At 37.1% G+C, this 19,587-nt stretch carries 11 protein-coding genes; 3 read left to right on the forward strand and 8 right to left on the reverse strand.

The window, feature by feature from the left end; translation table 11 throughout:
- Positions 1 to 369 precede the first annotated feature (369 nt).
- From UABAM_RS22305 to UABAM_RS22315, 3 genes are all read left to right on the forward strand, one after another.
- Positions 370 to 2,694: a hypothetical protein gene (locus UABAM_RS22305; protein ID WP_151970207.1), complete on the forward strand. Its 2,325-nt coding sequence runs from the start codon at positions 370 to 372 to the stop codon at positions 2,692 to 2,694.
- Positions 2,695 to 2,839: 145 nt separating this feature from the next.
- Entirely contained in the window at positions 2,840 to 4,627 is a 1,788-nt protein-coding gene (locus UABAM_RS22310) for a hypothetical protein (RefSeq protein ID WP_151970208.1), read from the forward strand.
- 55 nt (positions 4,628 to 4,682) lie between these two features.
- A complete protein-coding gene (locus UABAM_RS22315; protein ID WP_151970209.1) occupies positions 4,683 to 6,065 on the forward strand; it encodes a hypothetical protein in 1,383 nt (460 codons plus the stop codon).
- A gap of 205 nt (positions 6,066 to 6,270) precedes the next feature.
- On the opposite strand, the gene UABAM_RS22320 is transcribed toward UABAM_RS22315, so the two are convergent.
- From UABAM_RS22320 to UABAM_RS22355, 8 genes are all read right to left on the reverse strand, one after another.
- On the reverse strand, positions 6,271 to 6,720 hold the full coding sequence (locus UABAM_RS22320) for an ATP-dependent metallopeptidase FtsH/Yme1/Tma family protein (protein ID WP_151970210.1): 450 nt from the start codon (positions 6,718 to 6,720) through the stop codon (positions 6,271 to 6,273).
- Positions 6,721 to 7,494: 774 nt separating this feature from the next.
- Positions 7,495 to 9,195 (reverse strand): hypothetical protein, encoded by a 1,701-nt coding sequence (locus UABAM_RS22325; protein WP_151970211.1) that lies wholly within the window; start codon positions 9,193 to 9,195, stop codon positions 7,495 to 7,497.
- 246 nt (positions 9,196 to 9,441) lie between these two features.
- Positions 9,442 to 11,445 (reverse strand): prefoldin domain-containing protein, encoded by a 2,004-nt coding sequence (locus UABAM_RS22330; RefSeq protein WP_151970212.1) that lies wholly within the window; start codon positions 11,443 to 11,445, stop codon positions 9,442 to 9,444.
- A gap of 37 nt (positions 11,446 to 11,482) precedes the next feature.
- Positions 11,483 to 13,291, reverse strand: a complete 1,809-nt coding sequence (locus tag UABAM_RS22335) for a hypothetical protein (RefSeq protein WP_151970213.1) — start codon at positions 13,289 to 13,291, stop codon at positions 11,483 to 11,485.
- A 3-nt stretch (positions 13,292 to 13,294) separates the two neighbouring features.
- Positions 13,295 to 14,752 (reverse strand): hypothetical protein, encoded by a 1,458-nt coding sequence (locus UABAM_RS22340; RefSeq protein WP_151970214.1) that lies wholly within the window; start codon positions 14,750 to 14,752, stop codon positions 13,295 to 13,297.
- Between the two features lie 144 nt (positions 14,753 to 14,896).
- Complete coding sequence (locus tag UABAM_RS22345) at positions 14,897 to 17,155, reverse strand: hypothetical protein (RefSeq protein ID WP_151970215.1); 2,259 nt, start codon at positions 17,153 to 17,155, stop codon at positions 14,897 to 14,899.
- 174 nt (positions 17,156 to 17,329) lie between these two features.
- Complete coding sequence (yidD, locus tag UABAM_RS22350) at positions 17,330 to 17,656, reverse strand: membrane protein insertion efficiency factor YidD (RefSeq protein ID WP_173013496.1); 327 nt, start codon at positions 17,654 to 17,656, stop codon at positions 17,330 to 17,332.
- Between the two features lie 142 nt (positions 17,657 to 17,798).
- Entirely contained in the window at positions 17,799 to 19,583 is a 1,785-nt protein-coding gene (locus tag UABAM_RS22355; RefSeq protein ID WP_151970217.1) for an HSP90 family protein, read from the reverse strand.
- Positions 19,584 to 19,587: the final 4 nt, after the last annotated feature.

The raw sequence follows: 19,587 nt of genomic DNA on the forward strand, positions 1-19,587 counted from the left end.
TAATGCTTTACTTTTGGATCGTACAAAACGAAGCATTACATATTGTAAGAGTTTCCTGTAATCTCAACGCAAAATAAGCGTACCCTATAGTTCTAAATAACAGCATCTTAGATAACTAGAGTTTTTTATCAGTAAAAATAAGGGAATCTCTTAGAATGTTCTTGGTTGAAAAATAGTGATTTTTTTAGTAATTTAAATAAAATCAATTTTGATTTTTTTAAAAAATAAAAGAATTTCCATTAAAAAAGAACTTACTTTAACGGATTTTGTGGTTTTTTGTATAAAGAAAAAAATGAAACCAGCCATTAAAAACGTCAGAACGAGAAAAAGAACTATTTTCAATAATGTACCTCAACCGAAAGGGAAACAATGTACCGAATACTTTTAGTATTGTTTGTTATTTGTTCAACATTGATCGCACAAGATAGAAATGTAAATGGAAGTATCAATGACACGTCTAACAATGGTAGCATAAACTTACGTGCGGACAATGGTGACATAGGCATACGTGGTAAATCCATCACCCTGGTGCCACTTTCAAAAGTGATCAATACTTATGGTCGGATTATCATTCATCATGACAACTATCTTCAACTTGGTCAATCCACTATTCTACAAGAGAAAAATGGAGATGGAAGTATCTATAGTCCCAACAATTTAAGAGTAACTTCCGGAGATATTAACATCGATGTTAGAAAAGGAACTTTATATATCAATGCACCGAATATGGGTAGCAAAAGCGTAGGGACAACATCTATTGTTTTGCAAAACCACAAAGAAGGATTTGTATGGTCGATGGGAGCATACAAGGATGGTTATTATATCTATCGTTCTAACAATAAACGCTACGCTTTATTTGCCGATAATAATTGCAATGTTGGAATTGGAACAACAAATCCTCAAGCCAAACTACACATTGGTGGCAGTAATCCCAAAATTGCCTTTGGCGAACAAAATGCTAGATATGCTATCGATATGTGGGAGGAAAAGCTAAAAGTAACTGTACCTGGTGTAGCCACATTGATGGAGTTTTTTGGAGATTCTACAGGAGCGTCCATTAAAGTTAATGGAACAAGCTATTTTACAGGTACATTGAACGTAAATACTGGCAATGGACGTTTGGGAGCACATTTTAAAAGTAGTCATGAACATGGGCCATTTGCTCAGTTTAGTGGTAAGTCCGACGAAAATTTATTTATTGGTTATGGTCCATCTTCTGGTGGAGGTTATGTTCAATCCACTAAATCATTGCACTTAAACTCACCGAGGGTTCTAGTTAATGGTAGACTTGAAATTCAAAAGGGAAAGCACATTTTTGTTGGTGAATATACACACATTAGCGAAGGTGACAACCATGTTGGAACAATTTTTAATGGACAAGGCGGTTTAAATCTAACAGGTAAGAAACTTGATTTGGTCTCACGCGATGGGATTGTAGGTGTTATATCGACGACTACCACGGCCAACATTAAGTTGACAAATAGCACAAATAACAATTGGCAAATGGGTGCTGGAGAAACAGGCTACTATGTTTATGATGTAAATAACAAAAACTATGCACTATTTGCCAATAACAAAGGCGATTTAGGTCTTGGTACTACCAATCCCCGAGGAAAGTTACACATTGGTGGTAGTAATCCCAAAATTGTTTTTGGTGAACAAGCGGACTTTCAGAATGGTCGATATGCTATTGATATGTGGGAAGAAAAGCTAAAAATCACCGTACCTGGTGGAGGTGTATTTATGGAGTTTGCTGGTAATTCTGCAAAAAAATCTGTCAAAATTCCTGCAAATGTAGGATTGGAAGTTGCTGGCGATACTAAATTTATAGGGTCGGTAACAACAAACTCTATTAATATTAGTGGTGCTTCCGTTGGAACTTTTAGCGATAAGTTGATTTTAACCGCACCCCAGTCATCCGTTGGTGCTATGGCTGTCTCTAAAAATGACGTACGTCTTTCTCAAAACGTTGCTTTCATCGCAAATAACGCTCCCATAACCATCAATCACATCGAATCTAACAGTGTTACTCCCAAAGTGCACTTAACACAACAAGGCAATAGTTATTTTAATGGTGGTAATGTAGGTATTGGTACAACTTCTCCATCGGCAAAACTCCATGTCAATGCCACAAGCCAATATGGATTGCCCAGTGGTATTACCTCAGAGACAACAGGTAATCTTAACACCAGTGATGAATATCTGAGTTCTCTTTTTAAAGCAAAGTTTTCTGGCGAAAGTAAAAGTGGTTTTGCTTTTAGCGTTGTTGACTCTAAAAACGTTATGAAATACGGTGTTGATAGTGAGGGAAAAGCTGGATTTGGCTGTAAACCGCTACCAGGCTTTCAGCTTGCAGTCAATGGTGGAGTAAAAGCCAGAGAAGTCGAAATATCAATTGAAGGTTGGCCTGACTTTGTTTTTGATGAGGGCTATGAACTTGCGTCACTAGCACAGGTGGAAAAACAAATCAAGCAAAACAGACACTTGCCGGATATTCCTTCGGAAGCAGAAGTCAAAAAGAATGGTATATCTATTGGTAAGATGCAAGCGAAATTGTTACAAAAAATCGAAGAGTTGACCTTGTATACGATAGATCAAGAAAAGCGTATTTCTACACAAAATCAACAAATTAAAGAAATGAAGCTATATATGGAAAAGATGCAAAAAATCATTAAAAAGTTATCAGATGAATAGTCTGTCGATTTGATGGAATGGACTCCTTTATTGGAGTTCATTCTATTGTATAGATTATGATTGCGTGTGATAGAAACTGTTTACACCTTAAATTCTTATCATGCTTTGCCTTTAATTGTTGGATTTCATCAAAAAGGAAATACGAATGAAGAAATTTGTACTACTTTGCGTTGTCTTTTTGACATCGTTTTGTATCGCCGAGTATCCATACTATGGCCCCATAAAAACAGTATCGAAAAAAACTTCTGGGGAAAGATACATTTTACGTAAACCAGATCCGTTACTTAGCGACCCTATGCTCATCGCAGATGGTACAGTAGATATTATGCTAAAAAATAGCAAAACAAAAGTAAAAGCACAAAAAACTATTCGTTTGTTACCAGGTACTTCTTTCAAAGAGGGAGAAACCTTTCACGGTTCTATTTCAGATAAAATTCCTGATAGCATATCTGTCACCGGACGAAGCGCTGTCTATGCAGGAAAGCCCGCTGCTTATAAGGCATACGTTCATTTTCCCGATAAGCCGAAACAAGATGCTACAAAAACTTGTAAATGGATTATTTCTCATAAAGATTACGCGACCATGGCGGTGCCTGGCGTAATGGCTGTCAGTCCTAATATTCCACGTGACATCACTATTGAAATTATCGCTGCTTTTTCATTTGACGGTAACTATTTCGAAGTTGCTTTTGAAGTACAATTGCTGAAACTCGGTATTACAAGCTTACAGGTTGGGTTTTCTTACTCATCAAATGCGGCAGCGGTAGCCCACGCAAAAAGAAACAGTCATATTGATGTAAAGGTTCTTGGTCTAGAAAATGGTTTTGCAAGTGGCTCTGGAGACCGTACACCATTTCAGGCTCTTGGCTATAAAATGGAATTTTTACCTCCCGAGAGAAGAATTACAAGTATCGCTCTCGTCGCAGCTCCAACAAATCATGTTACTGCTCCAAAAGGGTATGATGAGTTTGTTGTCGATTTCAATAACGAGTATGGATATGATACGGCTAGGGTATGTTTGTATATTAAGCGTGGAGGTGTGAAGCCAATTGATGGTTTAATTGCTTCGCATTGGCAAACCATTTCAGAACCAGACTATACAAGAATAGAACTAGATACCAACTTCGGTTCTAAGAGAATGACAGATCGAACTGTAGAGAAAGACGAGGATCCTTATCATGGAGATACAGCATACCTTTTTGTCAGAGGTGGCGACGAAATTATTTCTAGTGCTCTCGGAAACGATGGTGATTATTTTCACAAAGATGTGCGTCATCCACTAAATCAAAAACTTGCTATCCTGAAGAAAGAATTCGAAAAAGCCGAAGCAAAGGTGAAAACTTTACGCAAAGAAATCGATAAAATTGCCAAGGCGGTAAGTACCGCTGTTGATTACGACACCAACAAGTGGGATGTAAGAGAGCGGATTTATAACCATAATCTTAACCATGAAGAGGGTAAAGGACGTTGGACTGTGGCTTGGGGGAGAGAGCTTACCGAAACAGATTTAGCTGAACTTTTAATTGCGATAGGAGCGGACATTTCTGGAGGAGGTGGCTCTGCGACTTTAACAAAGCTAGAGACCGTTGGTATTGAATCTATGGAAAAAATTACACAAAACACCATTGAAGCTTTCTCAAATTACCTACAGCAACAAGCTAATGAAATCGCCAATGATCTACAAAACGACATTAAAAATCTTGCTTCTGACGTAATTGGTAAGTTTTTTGGTGCTTTAGTAAAAGGTAAAGATCCCATTGAGGCTATCCGTCAGCATTTTGATGGTAAAATAAAAGAATATACAAGCATTACCATCCATTTAAGAGCTGGTGTTGCGGAATATTCGGGCTCAAATAAATTATTTGGACAAACAGTTACAAAAACATTTTCCTGGCAACCATTTGTTGCCATTCGTGTTGTACGTAAAAAATGAGGTAATTATGAAAATCCATGTGTTATTCTTTTTTATACTGACAAGCATTGTATGTATGGCTGATTGGCATTCCGATATTTTAGATAAAACGCAAGAAAAACCCGTTTTTTTGCATAACGATCGTCCATGGAATTATACTCTAATCATGGGGATCTGGGGGCGAGGTGGCGGAAGGGGAAAAGGAGGCGGAATTTTTAATCTCTGTACCGAATTGCGCGATGAATTTCCTGAACTTCCCTACAGAAATACAATTGCAATGAGTTGGAATCCTGGACACCTAGAAAATGAAGATCCTTTTGGAACGCCAGCAACAATGAGACATATAAGTGATTTGTATTCGCGAATACCAGGATCAGAGAGATATAAAGATTACCCCATAAAAGACTTGGAGAATCGAGGAAAAAAACCAGTATATGTAGCTTTGATTGGTCATAGTTATGGAGGACGTTCCGTAGTAATACTCTCCAACCATTTGGAAAGGAAGGCAAACTATGTTGCAACGATTGATCCTGTATTTGGAGCAAGTGGCGATATCGATGGAATAACTTTTGGACTGGGAATAAAGCCTAAGGGAGAAGTCATACATAATTGGTATCAAAGAAATGCAATTGAGTTTGTCGACCACTGTACTGGTCCTCCAATACAAATTCCAGGGGGCATTTCTTTGGGACAAGCGTTAAAAGGAGAAGGCGTTATTAATTATAAGAGAAAGTTTCAAAGAGGCGCTAATGGTGAAGCAAGATATATGAATTGTCCCTCTCTTATAGGAGAAGATTATAAAGCTCCTTTGTACACGTATCACACGATTATAGACGAAGATGACCTTATCTGGCACAAAATTACGAAACAAGTCAAAGAAGGAATTAGCCTTGCACATACAACTCTTGTAAAAAAAACTTTTCGCGCCACAATAGGACGGTTTCCTATGGATAAAAAAGAAATTGAATGGGGTTATGAAATAGCTAGTGCAAAGGGTATGAAAGCATTACGAGAGGAGCTGGTACAAAAGTTTGGTAATCTAGCCATCCAAATTGAATATAATCGTTATGGGGCAATACCAGACGACAAATACGGAGAATATAAAGAATGGTTGTCCGTTCATGGAATAGATTTTGTAGGTAATGAGATAAAAAAACGTTTACAAAATCCCCCCTCTAACATTGTAATAAAAAATCGTACGGCTGGTTCTTCATTAGGAGTGATCAATACATCAGGCAAAATGCATGCTTCGGAATCCATCCATCTTGGACCAAATGTACACATCGCAAGCCGGAAGCAGATTACGTTTGACTCTAAGAACATTATTCTTGAAGGCGTGGTTGTCGAGCGAGACAGTAAAATTTCAAACGGCAAAGTAATGATGTCTGCTAAAAAAACAATCAAACTTCAACATGGGACTGTTATCAAGGCCGCATTTAAAGGGCTAATAAAACAGTAATTCCATTTTTATTTTAAAACCAAACAATACAGTAGGCTATTTTTTATTAAAAAAATAGCCTACTGTACATTCTCTAAGTCATTTGTTTTTGCCTCCATAAAGATACACAATAATACTTTATGGATACTTCATCCTTGAAGCTATAAAAAACTAATGCAAATAGACTTTTGTGTTTCATGAGGGCTTTGCAACGCGTAGGGGTATTTTATTTCACTTTGTCTTTTGGTTCAACCATTGCCGCGTTACGTTTCATATAAAACTCACTAAAAAAATAACAATATAGACTTCTCCATTTCCGATGTAATTTTGCTGTCCAATTTGTGTGTGCTGTAAAGTGGATTCCATGAGATCGAAATAAACCAATTACCTGCAATTTACCTTCTATAGGCACGAAGTATCGTAGTGGGGTATCATTTGTTTTTTTACGCTGCTGTTCAGTAATTGTTGCGGACTTTGCGCACGCAATATGATGCTTTACATGAACAAAGCGTACCTCTTTGTCATAAAGATGGCAGTTGGCAACGGTACCTTTTTGCTTGATCAGTTCTTGGAATTCCGCATAAGTGATTTCATGGAAACTTTTGTTAAAGAGAAAGCTATCTACGAAAAGAGATATAAGTCCAATCAACACAATAAAACCAGTAACTTTTTTCATAATTCTCGCCTCTTTGAAAAATTGTAATTATGGGAAAATAGAACGGAGAATTTGGTTCTCAAAAGATTTTACTTTGGCCTCATTGCATTTTGAATGAGGCCAAGTTTTCTAATGACAAAATAGCGAACGTGTCACAGGTAATATATTTAGCGCTTTTTGTTCCATTCCTTTTGGTATAATGATCTCAAAGTCGTGTTTTTGTGTAAAGAAGTTGGAAGTCCCGACGGTTAATACTAACTTATCTTTCTGTATGCTCGCATTGTGCAAAGACATATTCTTGGTATTCAACAATATATATTTACTTGCATAAACGATAAAGTCGATATCAATGCATGCTTTGCTAAAAATAGAATTTTCAGTCTGGGATTGTCTGCATATTTTTAGAAATGAATTTCTACAAATAAAAAATCTAACACTCAAAATAACAACATATATTAAACCAAATATTGCCAAATTAAAAAAAATACCCTTTTGTAATATCGAATAATAACGAGTAATATAACGACTGTAAAAGTGGCGATTATGAGAATGCGCTTGTCAAAAGAAGGATCTAACCCAAGGAGAGAATCTATATTTTGTTGAAACAGGAACAGAACCGAATTATTAATTTTGCCATAATAAATTTCTGATACTATCTAGTTGTTAACTATAAAATTAACAGTCTAATAGTATTAGAAACTTATCATGCGTAAGCGATTTTACGTTGCACTCAGATTGTGTCTTCAAGGAATGAATTCTACTTGGAAACAAGTAATACTTAGGTTAATAAGGTGATTATTTTCCCCTTACAATGCGTACAGCAATGTAAGGTTGCCATGAAAATGTTTTAGAAATAGTCTTGCCGAATAGTTTATTTGATCCAGAATATTCAGCAACACCCGCTTTAAAATGAACCCTGATTCCTCCTATTTCTCTACTTTTTTCTTGCATAAATGCGGCAACTGCTTTTTTGGGATTGTCGCCATCAATGAGTGCTTGAAAAAAAATACCAATTACTTTTCCAGAGTAACCCGTGATTTCATCGATCAATTTTTTTGTTTCTTCAGAAAAGTACTCTGTGAACTCTTCTATCACACTTGAGGTGAGTTCTTCTATCGATTCAAACCCTAGTTTTTTCAACTTTGCTGTTGTTGCTACTCCTCCGCCACCTAAAAAATCGGCACCGATAGTTGCAATGAATTCGAGAAGATCTGTTTCGGTTAACTCTCTTCCCCATGCAACACGCCAGCCACCATCTCTGATTTCATCTTTTATACGCCATTTATTTGTTTCATAATCTGCGATAGACCCTATTTTTTTTTGTATTTTATTTAAAGCTGTTTTTGCCTTATTGTAGGCTTTTTCGACATCTCCAAACGCTTTTTCCGCGTCCTTTACAGCCCTAGTAATGTTGTCACTATAACGAGTAATTCCATAATCACTTTCACTTCCATATGCAAAATGTATGGTTTCTTCACCATTTTTTATGGCGATATACAGTGGGATTCCGTGTTTTTTAGTTTTTGTCCCGTCAAAGTGTTCTGTGGCAGAACCTGACCCAAAATTGATATCAAAAGGGATTACTTCAAAATCTCTATGTTTTTCGTCAGTTGCTTGTGATCTTAGAACAGCAATGTCTGTAATCGGATGGTACCCATAACCACGCTTGAAGAATAGATTCACATGCGCAGATCCTCCACCAATTTCCATATTGCAATCCCCAGCACGATTGATGGCATATCCCTTTTCTAATTTGGGACGGGAAGTATCAGCAGCAATAATGGCAATTCCAATAATTCGCTTGTTCGGATCCACATACTCTTTTTTCATACCAAGATATATGGTTTTTCCCCTTGAGCCTTCATTCAAATCTTGTCCAAAGTCACTATGTTGCTCTAAAATAAGTTCATATCCTTGCTCACGTAAAGGTTCTTCTAAGTCTATTTTTAGTTCTGTAATAGCAAGTGCAAGTATTCTTACTTGTAAATTAATTTCAATCACAAAACCCTGGTAATGGAGGCGGGCAACAACATCAATATCGATATCGTGAGGAACATTTTTTGCCCTAAGCTTTCCATCTGGTGTGATTTCAGCGTAGTCTTTGTGTGACACATCCCACTTGCAACTGTTGGTAACATCTTGGGAAGATCCTGGAAAGTACACCCTCACTGTATAGTTAGCCTGTTTACCTTCATACAATTCCGTTATACCTGTTAAAGAGAGTTTGGTGGGTATCTCTCTAGAAATAGAAGCATTGAAATGAGCTCCCTTTTTTATAACTGTTTTTGGTAAAATTTTGATGCTGTTACGGGCTTTAAAAAAAAACTGTTCTTCTTTGGCAATTATTTTTGTGGAGGAACCGAAATTTGAATTCCATGTTTTGCCAATAGATTTATGAGCGGGAATATCACGAAAAACTGTTTTTTTAGGACCGATGTAATCAGCATATAGGGGGATCAATAGCAACAACGTAATACTAAATACTGCCAATTTCATATTGTATTTCCTTTCGTTTACTATTTGACATATTGAATGCTTATAAATTAAAAGATTTGATATGAGTATATAGTTTGGTCGCTTATAATAATTATCGTTATAAAGTTTGAGTACCATACAGCCTTATTCTTAGTAACGATTCGTTAATTTTGCACGTTTAGAAGTTGAGATCCGTAGATTAAATTTTGTGGTTAAAACAAGATACAAAATGACTTACAATTTCTCATCTTGTATCTTGTTCTAAGACTACTTACTCATAAACCTATTTAGCATTTTTTCCATTCTTTGCAAACGTTGCTGCATGTTGTCTTTTTCTTGTTCTAAGGAGTGAATTCGCTTGTTTTGCTTTTGTAGAGTCTTAATTTGTTTGTTTTGTTGAATGGTATACAAGGTAAGCTCTTCTATTTTTTGCAATAACTTTGCTTGCATTTTACCAATAGCGATACCGTTTTTTATGACTTCAGTTTCTGATGGAATGTCTGGAAGGTGCCTATTTTTCTTGATTTGTTTTTCGACTTCGTCTAGCGACATCAATGGGTAGTTATCATTGAAAACAAAGTCCGACCAGTCATCCAATGAAACTTCAATTTCTTCTGCTTTGATCTTTCCTTTTACGGCTAGATTAAAATCTTTTTGTGGTTTACAGTTGATACCAACTTCATTTTTATCATTCCATTGTAAAGCAACTTTTTTTTCTTTTATTGTCGTTCCAAGGGCACCACCGGTGGCTCCATATACGACAGGACCACTACTGACGAAATGCTCAAATGTTTTGACTTTGTTATATACGCCTATTCCATGATATTCATCTGTATGTAGTCGAATATCATTACCATGAGTTTGAACAAGGCTGTAAAAGTTACTTGCTGCATTTTGTTTACTATCTCCTGAAAACTCTAAGAAGTTAACGCCCTTACCAGGTACAGTGAACATTAGCTTGTCATTAGTCATGTTGATTGCATATCTACCATACCCATTTCCCATTGCAATCTTGGTTGCAGCTCCTCCTAAATGTAGTTCTGCTAGAGGATTATTTATTCCAACACCGATACGTCCTAGTTTATCAATAACCAGGGGAGTTCTTTTTGTTCTTCTGTCATGGAATTGCAAACTGCCGGATTCATCAGGTTCAATACCCCATTTATTTTCTGGTTTTTCAAGATTAATGTGCGGTGAAACTAAGGCTGCTGTATTTAAACTACCTGTGACATTAGCTGTTGTAGCTTCGAGTTGTTCTGCAACAGTTACGTTTTTAGTGTTCAATTTACCATTGATCGTAGTATCGTTGTTGATAGTAATTGACGAATTGGCAGCAGAAAACTCCATGAAGTTCGTACTTTTACCTGGAGCGGTAAAATTAAGATTTTTTTGATGTGTCATGCCAATAGAATATTGGTCGGGAGCGTTGCCAAAGGTAATTCTTCCACCGTGACCACCTCTGATGTGTAGTTCAGACTCAGGATTTGAGTGATTTATACCAACGTTACCATCCCTTGTGATGGCAAAACGAATTTTATCATTACTTTCTTTAAAGATGAGACCTGTTCCATCAGGTTGAATACTCCAATTGTTTCCTGGTTTGTCAAATTTGATATGCTCTTTAATATTTGCTTGTGAGGTAGTCAAGCTGCTTGCTAAATTTAATTTACCATTGATAGTAGCATCTTTATTGATTTTAATACTGCCAGAGATATTTACATCTCCATTTTTTTGAATGCTCAGAAGATCGTGAGTTACATGATAATTACCAAAACTAAAGTTTCCTGATTTTGATTCCAAATACCAAGTAGCGTCGTTATTTTCTAATAATAAAGATGATACTTTGGTTCCTTCTGCTTTTATATGTACGATACGTCCATCAATATGAACATGATCTGTTTTAGGACTATGAATTTTTACTCCATTAGCTAAATTCAATTTGCCATTGATAGTTGCATCTTTATTGACTTTAACACTGCCAGAGATATTCACGTCTCCATTTTTTTTAATGCTTAGAAGGTCGTGTGTTACATGATAATTACCAAAACCAAAGTTTCCTGATTTTGATTCCAGATACCAAGTAGCGTCGTTATTTTCCAATAATAAAGATGATACTTTGGCTCCTTCTGCTTTTATATGTACGATACGTCCATCAATATGAACATGATCCGCTTTAGGGCTATGAATTTTGATTCCATTAGCTAAATTTACTTCTTGAGCGTATATAAATACACCAAGAACAATCAATATAACAAAAAATGATTTTTTCATTACGTCTCCATGTTACTGTGAATGAAATATTAATAGGTTATTTTCTTGACAATATTAGTTCTTCCAATACGTGTGTAGCGAACTTCTGTAGTTCCGGTTTTGATTCATGGGCACTAACCCAAACAAAAAACTTTTGCACGCGCTCGTTTTGTAGATAATGTGATAGATTTCGTAGTGCTTGAGCCTTGATGTGATCTGATAGTGTCTTAGTATAAATGTTCGTGTGCAAAGTAAGTAAATCTTCGTTTAGATGCCTATAAGCAAAAGTTTCCAGTATTGTGAGTTGTATACTCTCTTCAGACTTTTGTAATAGCTGGATGAGGAGTTTGTTGATTTTTTCACCAGGAACAAATCGGAGAGCCCATAATGCGTTTGTATGCAAAACTCTATTAGTTTCTGGTGCTAAAAAAAATGTAATATGAGGTAAGATGGCGGTTGTTCCTACATTACCCAAAGCAAGAATAAAGATCGATTTCTCTTTTAAATCAACGGCATGTTGTAAATTTTTACTCAGGTACTCTACTATTTTTTTTTGCAGATTAGGTTTTGCAGTCTGACCGATATTGCCTATGGCAAGTATTGTCATGTATTTTGTGTTTTGGTCTTCTATTTTTTTATGACAAATTTGTAGTGTTTCAAATATAATGGTGTTTGGTTTTTTCAAATAAACAAAAGCAGGTAAAATGAACCTAAGATGTTTAAGGTTTGTTGTTTGTATCTCGAGAACTTTGGCAATGGCTTTTTGCGTTTCGAGACTTCCCACCTCCATGAAAATGCTAATCATCAATTGAAAAACATCATCGTTGATAGGTTTGTATAAGAACTTTTTTGATAGTACCTCTACTGTTTCAGAAGAAAGATTCAACAACGCATGTATTTTTTGTCGTAGGCGATTTAATTTTTTTATATCGTTTTGAAATAGTAAAATTTTTTGACTGATGGTTTGTAGAGTATCTTTACCAAGGATAATCTGCTGCTGCTCGCGAATAGAAACACTTTTTAGTAAGCTAGCGTCGCGTACTTTTCTACGTAACATATTCATCTTGCTAATCAATAGGCGAATTTTCTCTGTGGGTACTTGGATAGTCTCAGTATAATTAAATTGGAATTTACTAACGGCTTGTGAAGTTTTTTTGCCGCTCAAAAAGCTACTTTTTGTTATATTGCCTTTGAGTTGCTGCATTCGTTTTTGACTTTTCAACCATACAGCACTGATGTCGGCTTTGTATTTTGCGATAAAATGGTTTTGTTGAACCTTTCGGGATTCTTGAAGGCTCCACATTTTGTTTATGTGTATATCCGTAGTCTTTTCGGTCGCAATATAGCGGCCTTTGTATTTTCCATAGATACACTGTTCTATTGTCGACCACTCTTTTGTTGTAAAACTTTTTCCTGATAGAATCAATTGCCAGTAACAAACCAGTAGTTTACAAAAATTTTTTTGGTGGCTGCTCCACTTAGGATCTATATAAATTTTTATAACTTTACCTGTGTCGTTCACCAGTAAATAAAACTTCTCAGCGGTGACCGCCATTAATTTTTTTCCTAGAGAATTATTCTGACCATCAATTACAAAACGAATATGATGATCACTAAGGCAACAGGCGAGTAATGTCAAATTTTTTTCCTGCATCAGAACTGTCATTTCCCAGTTTCCATTGCAATATACTTCAAAATGACTGTCACTAGCGTTATTTTGTGGTAAATTTTCGCTAATGAAAGTTCCTATATCGGAGCTTTTAATGGTAAATACCATTTTTTTATATAAAGGAAAATGGTATTTACCAGTTCCTTGCGCCAACGATGACACAAGGAGGAATATGAGAAGGATAAAAATTTTATACATTTTTTAACGCTTTGCTGAAGCAAAAAAACTAGCGTCAGCCCCGACTTTAAAACCTGGTGTTAATAGCATTTTTTCATTCTTTTCCATGTACTTGTTATAGCGGATACCTTTTTGGAGAGGTTTATCAAGCATGACGTTTGTCATTCCTGTTATGGGATCTAAGACAACTTTCGGTATTACGGCCTTAATATCAAAAGTATCTGCTAATTCTTCAAAAGGAATGTCTTGAGAGAATACGATTGGGGCAAAAAGATCATAACTGTTACTGATACCTTTAAACCGAAAAATTGTTTTGCGTGTCTCTTTGGATGATATGATGGTAACTCCTCCGGCTTTTACTGCTTTTGTGGCAATATAAGGTTGTACATAGCCACCTAGAGCACTCACCGTCATTTTACCACTGATTTCTCTATAAAATTTTGCTCCCTTGGAGGTGAAATTTATTCCCGCTTCCCCTTTTAAAGGAATGCGTACATCTACAATAGTGATAGCAATTCTTACCCCTGCTTCGGCAACAACAGCATCAATGGATACGTTTGCAAAACCCTCCAATTTGGCATAAGGAGTTATTGTTGCATTTAATGAAGTTTCTCTTAGGCTGAAGGTATAACCAGCGCTGTATTCCAGACCGACTTCCCCTGCTGCTCCAACTTCTACCCCTATCGAGATAGCACCAACAATAGGTATGCTAAATCGTGGTGAAGTTACCCGAAATCCTTCCCAGGAAAATTTGTCCCCCCAAGAATTACTTTTTTCGGGAACGTTTATCTTTGAAGATAAGTCAAGTCGATCTTCTATTTTTACCTTTGGCAACTCCACATATTCTTGTACCGGAGGAAATTGATCTTTTCCTAAAACTTTCAAGTGCGCATTTAACGATACAAAACTAGAGTTATCCGAATTTGCTTCAACTTTTCCATGGAATATCTGAAAGTTCCGGCCCCATAGATACCCTTTTAACTCGGAGTCGAGAAGAAAGTATCCACGATTTGGTTGGTTTCTCATGGATATCGCGTTGTCAAAATGTACTTTGATTTTATCAACACCGATTTTTTCTTTTGATGCAAATTCCCAGGTAAAAACTTTTGAATCTTCAGGATTCATCAGTCCTAAACCTTTTTGTGGGGAAGTAAATGCAGTTGCTTGCGCTTCGAGAGCATCTTGGTCGGTGGTATCATCGAGAGATACAACTTGTTGTTCATCGCGTAGACTGTGGCCTATTTCATTTAAGCCTTTCTCTAACTCATTAAGAAACACTATGTCTTCTTCTGTGAGAGGTCGTTCCACAGGTTCTCCTGTTAGGGCAAGTCCATCTGGCTTACTTTCGTAAGTGGCATCACTGAGATCAGAAAGAGAAAAAGGTTTATATTCAATTTTTGTATCAGATGCTTCTTGTGCGAAGGTAAAGGTGATAAACAATACCAAAAACATCAATGGTTTTGCTAAAAATTGTGTCGCCATTGTAATCCTTTCAAATGAAATTAATACATTGAATTTTTTTGTTTCCTTCCAACTATTACTTTAGTTGTGATACATGAAGTGTCTAATTATATCCAACTGTATAATTCCTGAAAAACTCATGAGTTTTTCAGGAATTTTTCAGGATTACTTTGTACTCATTTTTTTCACAAGTTTTTCTAACAGTTCAATTCTTTTATCTTGCAACTCCATCTTTTGCTCTTGAGATTTTATTTTCTTTTCCTGATTGATGGTGTATAGTGTCAGCTCTTCAATTTTTTGCAATAATTTTGTTTGCATTTTGCCTACAGGAACGCCATTTTTCTTGACTTCTGCCTCGGAAGGAATATCTGGGAGATGCTTGTGTTGTTTGATCTGTTGTTCTACTTGTTCAAGAGGCATTAGTTGATAGTTGTCATCAAATACAAAATCAGCCCATCCATCCACTGAAATTTCAACTTCTTCTGCTTTGACTTTACCTTTTGCAGCTAATAAAAATCCGGGCTGTGGATTACAGCCAATACCCAACGAGTAATTGATTTTTGTACTTCCATTGATGGTCAATGTTACCCCTGGGGTAGGTGTTGCATTGAAGGCTGCCCAACCGTCTTTGTCCACCTGAAAGCCCTTGAGGTTTACCGCTCCATTGACAGCTAATGCTACTCCTGGGGTAGGTTTGGCATGGAAGGCTGCCCAGCCACCTTTATCTATCTCGAAACTTTTTAATTTGACAGTGGCACTCATGCTACTTGCTCCACTGACAGAACCGTTTAAGTTTATCAGAGAACCGCTAATATTCACTTTACCTTGTGATAATCCTATGGACGCACCACCGGATGTTGTTAAGCCTAAAGAAGGCTTACCGTATATATTTCCGCTATCGCTGATGGAAAATTTTAGTTTATCTTCGCCATCGACAATGGCAAATGCTGTTCCATAACCTCTGGAGAATTTCGCCTTAAATAGAGCTGCTTTATCCATAACGTTTCTGGTTTCAGAGACGATCCCATCAACCTTCCGCAATTTATATCGTATGTCACCTGGTATTTCAGGGTGACTTACATGTAAAATACTTCCTGTATTTGTTGAACCTACTATATCTAATCTGGCAGAAGGATTACTTGTTCCAATACCAACTTGTCCATTTAAATGGATCATTTTTGAAACGACTTGCAATTTATTGCCGGAGGAAACGAGCCCTATACCTTTTGATTCCCCAAAATAAGTGTCGTTACCAAATTTAGCATATGGGCCGTCTGCATGGTTACTGCGAAAAACAGCTACCTCTCTGGAATTTCCAGGATTTACATATAGCTTACCTATCAAGTCTGTTGTTCCTACGACCGTTAGCAGTGAAGATGCATGACTGTTTATTTTGACTTTAGCACTTCCGCTAGAAGTTTTGGACATTTCTAGAAAAGTATACTTCCCAGGGATAGTTATTCTGAACTTTCGATCATCATCATTTTCAGTGTAAGGTACATCGATAGAATATCGACCGTCCTTATACACATTACTAGGTTCACCAAAAGTGATTTTGGGATAGCTTGCTCCAATATGCAACATTGATTTCGGGTTGTGTGTGCCGATTCCCATTTTATATCTAAAATATGTTCTACCATCCTCTTTGAAAATTACAGGTGTCAATTTTGTTTTAGCAACGTAAAAATTTAGTGTTCCGCCTTCTTCGGGAGCTAACTGCCAACGGTTGTCGCTATTGTCAAAATTGATAAGTTTTACTCCTAAGCGATTTTTAACGGTGGCATTACCCTCAACATATAGTACATCGTCTTTAGGAAGTGCACTTGGGTATCTAATCGTGCCAATGCCTACAGTACCATTGGTATTGATACAAAACACATCTTTTTTACCTGTTAAATCTGATATGTAAAAACTACCTGTATGTGACATAATTGCCCAATTTCTTTTTTTGGTGTCTAAATGTAGGGCGGAAACTTCAGTATCAGTAGTTTTTAAACGTAAAATTCGGCCCATTGTTGAATCTTCGCCATCAACAACGAGGTGACTTTTTACATGTAAACGATTTTTTATGGTAGCATTACCTTCAACATATAGTGCTTCACTTTTCGGTAGTGCGTTGGGGTATCTAATCGCGCCAATTCCTACAGTACCGCTGGTATTGATACAAAATATATCTTTTTGGCCTGTGATGTCTGATACATAAAAGTTACCGGTATGTGACATGATTGCCCAGTTTCTCTTTGTATTGTCTAAGAAAAGAGCGGTTGGTTTTTCTGAGTTTGATCTTATATATACCTTGCGTCCGTCAATATTTATTCTTTCGGCTTCCGGACTAAAAATTTTACAACCATTGCCTAAATCCACTTGCCCTTGGAGACAAATAAGCAAGTTAAGTATAACAATCGTGATAATAGCTTTTCTCATTTACTACTCCCAAAATTTTATATAAAAATAAAACTAATTATATATCTTATAAAAAACAAAAAACGTGTTTTATTTCAATGAAAATTTCCTAAGGAAATCCCTTATTTTTGTAGGGGAAAACGATCACTCTTGTTATAACGTTATATTCAGAAAAGCTTTAGCTGATAACTCCTACTACAAAAAGGAACAGCAATTAAATATCTCACAGCCGCGAAGCGCCATGTCACAGTTTCGATCCATTACATACAAACCCATTCTGATATGGTCCTTCGTGGACTTTTTTTTCTCCTCCATAAGTAGCATATTTGCCTGACGACACGCCGCAAACCTTTGACGGATCTTCTTTATCGAATTGTATACACCATTTTGCGCGACAGTTTTTTTCGCATATTCAGAACAAGAGTCGAGACCATGTAGTACACGGTGCGCACAACAAAAACCTTTATAGGGCGATATGTATTTCTGGTAACCATTGATGGCATGAATTGCTAACGTTTTCATTTTTTTCCTCCTATTGTTTTTGAACAACCCTAGTGACATGGTCAAACGCATGTAAAATTTACGACTTGTGTCACAGAAATAACATCAACTCCCAGAGCAAAATATTTCTCTAGGAGTTGACGCAATAAACATTGCCTCCGTCTCAATCGCTAACAATCAACTCCACCAATGTTAAGATCCCATTATCAAGTAGTTGCAGCTCGCGGTTCGTCAGTGGATGATGTCCCATCTGTAGTGCCTGGACATAGAGCACTTTGACCACAGTTTCTAGTACACATGGGTCTTTGATCGTGGCCAATTTTTTCACCAGCGGGTTGTTTAAGTTAAAGCACAGTTGTGCTGTATAAGTCGCCTGTGCCATGTTGTATTCCATTTGTTGTAGAACCTCTCCCCAATGACCGTTGGCAATGTCTTTCGATTTTTGTACAAAGCGAATCGCCATACCTGTTTCATCATTGCTGTACATGGTTGCTAAACTATGTGGACTAAATTTTTTGATTTCGGCACGGCATTTATGTTCTTGCAGTACCAAATCAGCAATGCGAATAAATTCTGCAAAGTCACTACGTTCGTTTAGAGTGATATCTTCTAAATCGTGAATGAAATCTTCACTATCAACACATTTTGTGTACTCCTGTGGGAATTCTTGATGGAATTTGCGTAGCAAATCAGCATCGTATATGTAACCGGCGTTGATGATGCACTCTTTTTCGGAACTCGCCACCGGAGCAATTTGCCGAAAACAATCCACACTGTTGGTGTATTTCACCGCGGCATTTTGTTGGCGATATTCGCCTAAGGTCATTTGCCCTAGAGTTGTTTCGAAGGTAAATAAATCGATAAACAGATGAAAACACTCGTTGTCTTCCAGTGCCAAAGACTTTAGCGAACGTGCGTGGCATGCCATGATTTTTTTCATCAGCAGTGGTTGCTCTTTGGCTGTTTTCACCAGATACTCGCGAAAGCAATTATCAAGTGCGCTACGCGCTTGTCGTAACTTACTGTCTTTTTGAAATGTTTCCCGAGAAGCATTGGGAGTAATTTCACTGAAGTTTAAAATTAACTTAAACGGGTGCGCTAATGGCGAGCGCAAATCCTGGCTGTTTTGTGTGAGGAACATATTTTTCAGATAGATGCGGTCGTCACTTTTGCTATTGACACTGACTTCATGAGCCACAACGTATGCCGTACCACTCACACCCGCTTCTTTGATTTCAAAACAATCCAGAAAATGACAACCAAACTCGTTTTGCCCCTCCTGCATCATCGCTTGCTTTTTGGCTTCGATGTTGACATAGTTTTTTTCCCAAGGTGCCTTACCATCATTGACCCGCTCGTTGCGTCTTCCTTCCACCAAGGAAATGGGATAGGGCAGCAACTTACCGTATTTGTAAATGAGTTTGTGTAAATACTCATAGTCAAATAAATGCTTACTTTCCTCGGTAGCGCGTAAGAAAATCTTGGTGCCAATTTCGACATCACTATCAATTTTTTCCACGGTATAGCTTCCATTTTTTTTGCAGTGCCACTTCAGCACATCATCAGGAGTTTTTACCGAACGCGTAATAATTGTCACTTCGTCGCTAATCAGAAAACACGACAACATGCCAATTCCAAAGCAGCCAATCGCCTCTTCATTGTCACTTTTTGAGCTACTACCAATTGTAGAGAGAAACATATGAATCTCTTTTTCTGTTAGGCCACAACCATTGTCGCTATTTATAAGCGTTGGTAGCTCACCGGGAATGATCTCAAGGTGAATACGCCCTTGCGGAGTGTCGTCTGTTGTTGCACTTTGTCGCATGACAATGGCATCGGTATTGTTTTGGATGATTTCGCGGACAAAAACATCTGCGCTGCTATATAGACTTTTCGATAGGATGTTGGTGATGACTCTCTCGGTATCCATTTGTAGTTTGTAACTCATGCTA

The organism is Candidatus Uabimicrobium amorphum, from assembly GCF_009002475.1.
Taxonomy (GTDB): Bacteria; Planctomycetota; Uabimicrobiia; order Uabimicrobiales; family Uabimicrobiaceae; genus Uabimicrobium; species Uabimicrobium amorphum.